We start from the raw sequence: 6,625 nt of genomic DNA, 5'->3' as shown, positions 1-6,625 counted from the left end.
GCCCCAGCGGTGAATTCCTCGAGCGATGGCGGTCGCAGGTGATGCAGATATTGAGCGCACTTTCGCAGATGCCCTCCAGCTTGAGCTTGCGGTAGAGCGCTTGTCTTTCGGCTTCGATCGCGGGCAATTCCAGGTCACGTGCGGCCAGGAAAAGGTCGCGCACCTTTTCCCGCCGCTCTGCATCGCGAATGACGATGAAGTTCCATGGCTGCATGAAGCCGACCGACGGCGCGTGGTGCGCGGCAAGCAGCAGCCGCGCCAGCACCGCATCATCGAGCGCGGCAGGCAGGAAATGACTGCGCACATCGCGGCGCGTGAACATGGCGCGGTATACCGCGTCGCGCGCTGCCTGGTCGAATCCGTCGTCATCGTGAACGGTCATGGTTTGCGGCATCGCGTGTCCCTTGCGATTGCGATCCATGTCGTCCGCCTGACCATGCGGATGACGATGCCTGCCAGGCCGGTCTTCTGGCTCGGGATCAACCCGCTTCCGGTGCCTTCCCGTCATCGACAGTGGCATTTACCGGCGCGGTCCCCCTCACAGCGTTGGGCACGCCACGGAGTTCAACCGTGTTCCCGATTCTCCCGCTCGCGGCGGGCACCAGGCAGTAAGGACAATCCTATGCCAAAGCGCCGGCTACGCCAATGCCCGGTGCGACACGTGACGACGCTGGCATGATTTTCCCCAGCCATCGAGCCTCAACGCATGGCCATAGCCGCGCCGGGGCACTAGATAGGGACGATGACCACCCGTCTCTATACGCACCCGATCTTCCTCGAGCACCTCACGCCGCCCGGCCACCCCGAGAGGCCGGACCGCCTGCGCGCCATAGAGCGCGTGCTTGACGACGAGGCGTTCGCCGAGCTCGATCGCGTCGAGGCGCCGGAGGGCGATGAAGCCACCATCCTCTACGCGCATCCCGCCGATTTCGTCGCCCGCGTGCGCGCCGGCATCCCCCAGGAGGGCATCGCCCGCATCGACGCCGACACCACCGCCAGCCCGAAGAGCTGGCAGGCGGTGATCACCGCGATCGGCGCCGCCAACGCAGCCGTGGACGACGTCTTCGCGGGTCGCGCCGACAATGTCTTCGTCGCCGCGAGGCCGCCTGGCCACCATGCCGAAAAGAACACGGCCATGGGGTTCTGCTTCTTCAACACGGCCGCGATTGCGGCGCGCCATGCGCAGAAGACGCATGGCGCCGAGCGTGTCGCAATCGTCGACTGGGACGTACACCACGGCAATGGCACGCAGGATATCTTCTGGGACGATCCGTCGGTGCTCTATTGTTCGACGCACCAGATGCCGCTCTATCCGGGCACCGGCGCGAAGAGCGAGACCGGCGCCGGCAACATCGTCAACGCGCCGCTGGCGCCGCGGACCGGCAGCGAGGTGTTTCGCGACGCCTTCCTGTCGCGCGTGCTGCCGGCGCTCGACAATTTCGCGCCCGACCTGATCGTCATTTCGGCCGGCTTCGACGCGCATCACCGCGATCCCCTGGCCGAGATCAACCTGACCGAGGACGATTTCGACTGGGCGACCGGACAGCTGATGCAGCGTGCGGCCCGCCATAGCGGCAACCGGCTCGTCAGCCTGCTCGAGGGCGGCTATGATCTGCAGGGACTGGCATTTTCGGTCGCCGCTCATGTCGCGCGACTGATGAAAGGATGAATGATGGCCGGTGAGATCAACGAAGACGTCAAGGCGATGAGCTTCGAGCAGGCACTCGACGCGCTGGAAAAGATCGTCGATGATCTGGAGCGGGGCGACGTGGCCCTTGACCAGTCGATCAGGATCTATGAGCGCGGCGAGGCGCTGAAGGCGCATTGCGACCGGTTGCTGAAGGCTGCCGAGGACAAGGTCGAGAAGATCAGGCTGTCGCGAGACGGCAAGCCGGTCGGAACGGAGCCGCTCGACGCGGAGTAAGGCCGGAACAGTCTCACTGGTTGTGGACAGGTCAGGTTCGAGGATAACGTTTGTTCCGATCGAACGGCCAAGGGATGAGAGGAGATACGGAAGCGATGTGCAGAAACATCAAGACCCTGTTCAATTTCGATCCACCGGCAACCAATGACGAAGTCCGCGACGCGGCCCTTCAGTTCGTCCGCAAGCTGAGCGGAACGACACGGCCGTCGAAGCAGAATCAGCACGCGTTCGACCATGCGGTCGAGGCCATCGCGGCATCGGCGCGCGAACTGCTCGATTCGCTTGAAACCCATCAGCACCCGCGCAATCGCGAAGAGGTTGCAGCCAAATTGCGGGCAAAATCGGCGGTCCGGTTCGCCTGAGGCATGCTTGGCCGCTGACCAGGAGGGTTCATGAGCTTCTTCCCCGGGAAAGACCCTGAAGCCGGCGATGCCTTCGCCAGCGACCAGATCGAACTGATGGTCATCCCGAACGCCAAGGACATTGGCGGCTTTGAGGTGCGTCGTGCCCTGCCGACCGCCAAGCGGCGGCTGGTCGGCCCGTTCATCTTCTTCGATCGCATGGGTCCGGCGATCCTGCGGGCAGGCCAGGCGCTCGATGTCCGTCCGCATCCGCATATCGGCCTGTCGACGGTGACCTATCTGTTCGATGGCAAGATAAGGCATCGCGATTCGCTGGGCACCGAAATGGTGATTGAGCCCGGCGACGTGAATTTGATGACCGCCGGGCGCGGCATCGTCCATTCCGAGCGCACGCCGGAAGAACTGCGCGGCGCGCCGATGTCGATCTCCGGCCTGCAGACCTGGCTGGCACTGCCGGACGGCAAGGAGGAAGTGGCACCCGTGTTCGAGAACACCGCGGCACTCAGGCTCCCTGAGATCGATGCCGAAGGGGTCACCGGCCGCGTCGTCATCGGAGATTTCCAGGGGCTGCGGTCCCCGGTGAGGGCCGACTCCGAGACGCTCTATGCCGACCTCAGACTGACGCCGGGGGCCAGCGTGAAGATCCCGCCCGATGCCGAAGAACGCGCCATCTACACGCTGGAGGGCGAGGTCACGATCTCAGGCGATGTGTTTCCAGCCGAACGGCTTCTGGTGTTCCGGCCGGGCGACGAGATCGTCGTCTCGTCGAACACCGGCGCGCATTTCATGCTGTTCGGCGGCGCCTCGCTGGGCTCGAAGCGTTACATCTGGTGGAATTTCGTCTCGTCCTCCAAGGAGCGCATCGAACAGGCCAAGGAAGAATGGAAGACGGGCCGCTTCGACATCGTTCCCGGTGACGCGGAAGAGTTTATTCCGTTGCCGGAGAGCTAGGGGCCTTAGGCGGCGTCGCCAGACGTCGCTCGCTTCGTGCGCGCTCCGCCTTTAAGGACCTGGGACTATCGGCCCTGCCCACCGCGCTTTAGCCAGTATCTCAAGGGCTTGATTCAGTTTGCCGGCTTGGGTCTATAACGCACTGTTAACACTGCCGTTTGGCGTTTTGCTTACCCTGTCTCTTGGCCGTTTTTCAACGGCACCCTGCTAGGTCAACGCCAAGGGCAGAGAGACGACAATATGATGAAAACACTTCTGTGCGGCGTCGCCTTTCTGGCCGCCGTCGCGCCGGCGGAGGCGGAGCCACGCTACGACCGCAATCTCGAAAAGGCGGCAATAGGGATAGTCGCCAGCAGGATGGGCGACATACGCGGCGGCTTCTCCTACAAGCAGGTGCCACAGCGTGTGGTGCTTCCCGATCCCGTGCCGCCGCCCGCCGCCAAACATCCGCGCGAGCAGGCTTCGGGGGATCGAAACGATGGTCTGTCCCCGGCCGTCGAGCGCCAGGTTTCACGAACCATTTTCTAGGCTGGCGCAAGGGCGTCCAAAAGACAGTGACGGCAACACGGCAACGATGTTCCATGTTTCGGCCCAACGTCCTTGCCTTCGCGGCCACCTTTCGCCATGAAGGCCGATGAATTCGCCCCTGCCAGCCAGCAAACGCCAGCGGCTTGACGACCTGCTCGTCCAGCGCGGCCTGTTTGCCAGCCGATCGCGTGCGCGCGATGCGGTCGAGCGCGGCACGGTCACGGTCGACGGTGTCGTTGCCCGCAAGCCCGGCCAGAACGTTCTGCCGCATTGCCTGGTCGCCATCGACGATCCGGCGCAAGCCTATGTCTCTCGCGCGGCGCTCAAGCTGATCGGCGGGCTCGACCATTTCAGGCTCGATCCGTCTGGCCGCGAGGGCCTCGACATCGGCGCGTCGACCGGGGGATTTACCCAGGTGCTGCTCGAACGCGGCGTGTCCCATGTCACGGCGATCGATGTAGGCCATGGCCAGATCCACCCTGATATTGGCGGCGATCCGCGCGTGACGGTCATCGAGGGCCTGAATGCCCGCGACCTGACAGCCGCCGATCTGGCCGGCCGTATTCCGGACTTCATCGTTTCCGATGTCAGCTTCATCTCGCTGAAGCTGGCGCTGCCGCCGGCGCTCGCCATCGCAAAGCCTGGTGCCGTAGCCATGTTTCTGGTCAAGCCGCAATTCGAGGCAGGCCGCGAAGCCATCGGCAAGGGTGGTCTGTTGAAAGACCCCTACGATGCCGCCCGGGTTGCCGGCGTGTTGCAGGATTGGCTGGATACAGTGCCCGGCTGGCGCTCGCTCGGGCTGCATCTGTCGCCGATCGAAGGCGGCGACGGAAACCGTGAATTCCTGCTCGGAGGGATCAAGGACCGATGAGCACGCGCTTCACCATCAGAAAACTTGGCGCCCAGGGCGACGGCATCGCCGAGACCGAAAGCGGCGACCTGTTCATTCCCTTCACGCTGCCCGGCGAGGTGGTCAACGCCGCGCGCGAGAGGGATCGCGCCACGCTGATGGCCGTGCTGGAAGCCTCGCCTGAGCGAATTGCCCCCGCCTGCCGCCATTTCACGGAGTGCGGCGGCTGCGCCCTCCAGCATCTCGAAGCCGAAGCCTACCGGCAATGGAAACGCGAGAAGGTGGTCCACGCGCTCAGGGGCGTCACCTCCGAAATCGGGGTGTTGGTGGCGTGTGCGCCACACACGCGCCGCCGTGTCGTGCTTGCCGCCCGCCGAACCGATGCAGGCATGGCGCTGGGTTTCCATCGTCATCTGTCGCCGGAAATCATCTCCATATCGGAATGTCCGATTTCCCTGCCGGAGATCGTCGCCGCGCTTGACCGGCTGAGAGCGCTTGCCGAATTGGTCTGCGCCACCACGAAATCGTTCCGGATGGCGGTGACGGTGACGGGTTCAGGGCTTGATGTCGCGGTCTATGAGTCGGGCAAACTGGGCGAGAACCAGCGCCGGGTCGCCTCCAACTTCATCATGGCCCAGGGGTTTGCCAGGCTGTCGATCGATGACGAGATCGTCATCGAACCCAGAAAGCCGGTCGTCATGTTCGGCGATGTCGCGGTTGCCCCGCCCCCGGGCGCCTTCCTGCAGGCGACGGAGGCCGCAGAACAGGCGATGGCCGATATCGTTGGCGACCATCTGAAGCGTGCCAGGAAGGTAGCCGACCTTTTCGCCGGCTGCGGCAGCTTCGCGCTGCGGCTGGCGGCGAAGTCGGAAGTTCATGCGGTGGAAGGCGATGCGGCGGCGCTTTCGGCGCTCGATCGCGGATCGCGTTTCGCGACAGGCCTCAAGCGGGTGACGGGCGAGCGCCGCGACCTGTTCCGCCGGCCGCTGACATTCAAGGAATTGAACGCCTTCGACGGTCTGGTGTTCGACCCGCCGCGGGCGGGCGCCGAGGACCAGTCGAAGCAGATCGCCCGTTCGGATGTCCCGCTCGTGGCCGCCGTGTCATGCAATCCGGTGACGCTCGGGCGCGATCTGCATATCCTGCTGGACGGGGGGTACACGCTGAAAAGCGTGACGCCGATCGACCAGTTCCTGTGGTCGCCGCATGTCGAGGCGGTTGCGTTGCTGGAGAAGCCGAGACGCCGGCGGTAGCTTGAGGCTGCTACGAGCTTTTCGACAGCCGTTTGGGCGTGCCGCCCCTTTGGTTGATAGAGACCCAGGTGTTCGGGTTCTGCTGTGACTGGCGTTTGAGGAAATAGTAACCCGTCGCGTTCCACGGCCTGATCTCATCGACCATATTGTCCAGGACGAGATCGCCCTTGTCGGTCTTAACCGTCAGGATGGTGTGACCTTCATTGTTCAGGTCGCGCACAACGGTCATCAGCAGCGCCTGCCGGGGGAAGCCTGCCTCCAAGAGAAGCTTGCGCTTGTAGAGCGCGTAAATCTTGCAATCGCCCTTGCCGTCCACCGGATAATCCCAGTGGTCCATCATCGTGCCCCAATGATCGAAATTGCTGACCGGCTTGATAGAACTGTTCGCCTTCTGGTTGACGCGCTTGAGAACGCTCAAATTCCGGGCTGTGAGCTTGATATCGGCGGCCGGCAAGGCGGGCACCTTGCACTCTCTTGGCCGGCGGTGGCAGAAATCGATCCACCCGTAGGGAACGCTCGTGCTTCCGCCAACGGCGGCGGAAGACTGCGTCGATCGCGTCTTGAACCACGACTGTGCTTCTGCCGAACCGGCCTGAAGCGATGTCGCGCCAATGAACGAAGCCAGCCCGAGCAGGAACGATGAAGTCAGAACGCCGGGGGAACGCCGCATGGCCAGATCACCACCACAACAAAGGCTGGATCCGCGCTTTTATGGGAGCGCAGCCCAGACATTTAAAGACTTAACAAATTCCTAACG

9 protein-coding genes and 1 riboswitch are annotated in these 6,625 nt (G+C 63.6%); of the genes, 7 read left to right on the top strand and 2 right to left on the bottom strand.

What is annotated here, in order from left to right; translation table 11 throughout:
- On the bottom strand, nucleotides 1–421 hold a 421-nt coding region (locus tag WC739_RS23730; RefSeq protein ID WP_372955431.1), incomplete at its 3' end, for a nitroreductase family protein.
- 19 nt (nucleotides 422–440) lie between these two features.
- Nucleotides 441–621, bottom strand: a riboswitch (cobalamin riboswitch).
- Between the two features lie 121 nt (nucleotides 622–742).
- Between WC739_RS23730 and WC739_RS23725 the strand changes: the two genes are divergently transcribed.
- From WC739_RS23725 to WC739_RS23695, 7 genes are all read left to right on the top strand, one after another.
- Nucleotides 743–1,669: a histone deacetylase family protein gene (locus WC739_RS23725; RefSeq protein ID WP_372955430.1), complete on the top strand. Its 927-nt coding sequence runs from the start codon at nucleotides 743–745 to the stop codon at nucleotides 1,667–1,669.
- Nucleotides 1,670–1,672: 3 nt separating this feature from the next.
- Nucleotides 1,673–1,924: an exodeoxyribonuclease VII small subunit gene (locus tag WC739_RS23720; protein WP_372955432.1), complete on the top strand. Its 252-nt coding sequence runs from the start codon at nucleotides 1,673–1,675 to the stop codon at nucleotides 1,922–1,924.
- Between the two features lie 95 nt (nucleotides 1,925–2,019).
- Nucleotides 2,020–2,286 carry a DUF2277 domain-containing protein gene (locus tag WC739_RS23715; protein ID WP_372955429.1) on the top strand — a complete coding sequence of 89 codons (267 nt, stop codon included), beginning with the start codon at nucleotides 2,020–2,022 and terminating at the stop codon, nucleotides 2,284–2,286.
- Between the two features lie 30 nt (nucleotides 2,287–2,316).
- Nucleotides 2,317–3,237: a pirin family protein gene (locus WC739_RS23710; protein ID WP_372955428.1), complete on the top strand. Its 921-nt coding sequence runs from the start codon at nucleotides 2,317–2,319 to the stop codon at nucleotides 3,235–3,237.
- Between the two features lie 243 nt (nucleotides 3,238–3,480).
- Entirely contained in the window at nucleotides 3,481–3,765 is a 285-nt protein-coding gene (locus tag WC739_RS23705; RefSeq protein WP_372955427.1) for a hypothetical protein, read from the top strand.
- Nucleotides 3,766–3,871: 106 nt separating this feature from the next.
- Entirely contained in the window at nucleotides 3,872–4,636 is a 765-nt protein-coding gene (locus WC739_RS23700; protein ID WP_372955426.1) for a TlyA family RNA methyltransferase, read from the top strand.
- Nucleotides 4,633–5,868, top strand: a complete 1,236-nt coding sequence (locus WC739_RS23695) for a class I SAM-dependent RNA methyltransferase (protein WP_372955425.1) — start codon at nucleotides 4,633–4,635, stop codon at nucleotides 5,866–5,868. The genes WC739_RS23700 and WC739_RS23695 overlap by 4 nt, the downstream gene beginning before the upstream one ends.
- 10 nt (nucleotides 5,869–5,878) lie before the next feature.
- On the opposite strand, the gene WC739_RS23690 is transcribed toward WC739_RS23695, so the two are convergent.
- Entirely contained in the window at nucleotides 5,879–6,538 is a 660-nt protein-coding gene (locus WC739_RS23690) for a transglutaminase-like cysteine peptidase (RefSeq protein ID WP_372955424.1), read from the bottom strand.
- Nucleotides 6,539–6,625: the final 87 nt, after the last annotated feature.

Source organism: Mesorhizobium sp., from assembly GCF_041661565.1.
In the GTDB taxonomy this organism is placed as follows: Bacteria; Pseudomonadota; Alphaproteobacteria; order Rhizobiales; family Rhizobiaceae; genus Mesorhizobium.
Note: the sequence above shows the minus strand (reverse complement) of the source record. Positions and strands in the feature narration are given on the sequence as shown.

What these genes read in the sequence shown, in the direction of transcription:
- WC739_RS23700 (WP_372955426.1), top strand. Translation starts at nt 3,872, where the DNA reads ATGAATTCGCCCCTGCCAGCCAGCAAACGCCAGCGGCTTGACGACCTG.
- WC739_RS23725 (WP_372955430.1), top strand. Translation starts at nt 743, where the DNA reads ATGACCACCCGTCTCTATACGCACCCGATCTTCCTCGAGCACCTCACG.
- WC739_RS23710 (WP_372955428.1), top strand. Translation starts at nt 2,317, where the DNA reads ATGAGCTTCTTCCCCGGGAAAGACCCTGAAGCCGGCGATGCCTTCGCC.
- WC739_RS23715 (WP_372955429.1), top strand. Translation starts at nt 2,020, where the DNA reads ATGTGCAGAAACATCAAGACCCTGTTCAATTTCGATCCACCGGCAACC.
- WC739_RS23720 (WP_372955432.1), top strand. Translation starts at nt 1,673, where the DNA reads ATGGCCGGTGAGATCAACGAAGACGTCAAGGCGATGAGCTTCGAGCAG.
- WC739_RS23690 (WP_372955424.1), bottom strand. Translation starts at nt 6,538, where the DNA reads ATGCGGCGTTCCCCCGGCGTTCTGACTTCATCGTTCCTGCTCGGGCTG.
- WC739_RS23695 (WP_372955425.1), top strand. Translation starts at nt 4,633, where the DNA reads ATGAGCACGCGCTTCACCATCAGAAAACTTGGCGCCCAGGGCGACGGC.
- WC739_RS23705 (WP_372955427.1), top strand. Translation starts at nt 3,481, where the DNA reads ATGAAAACACTTCTGTGCGGCGTCGCCTTTCTGGCCGCCGTCGCGCCG.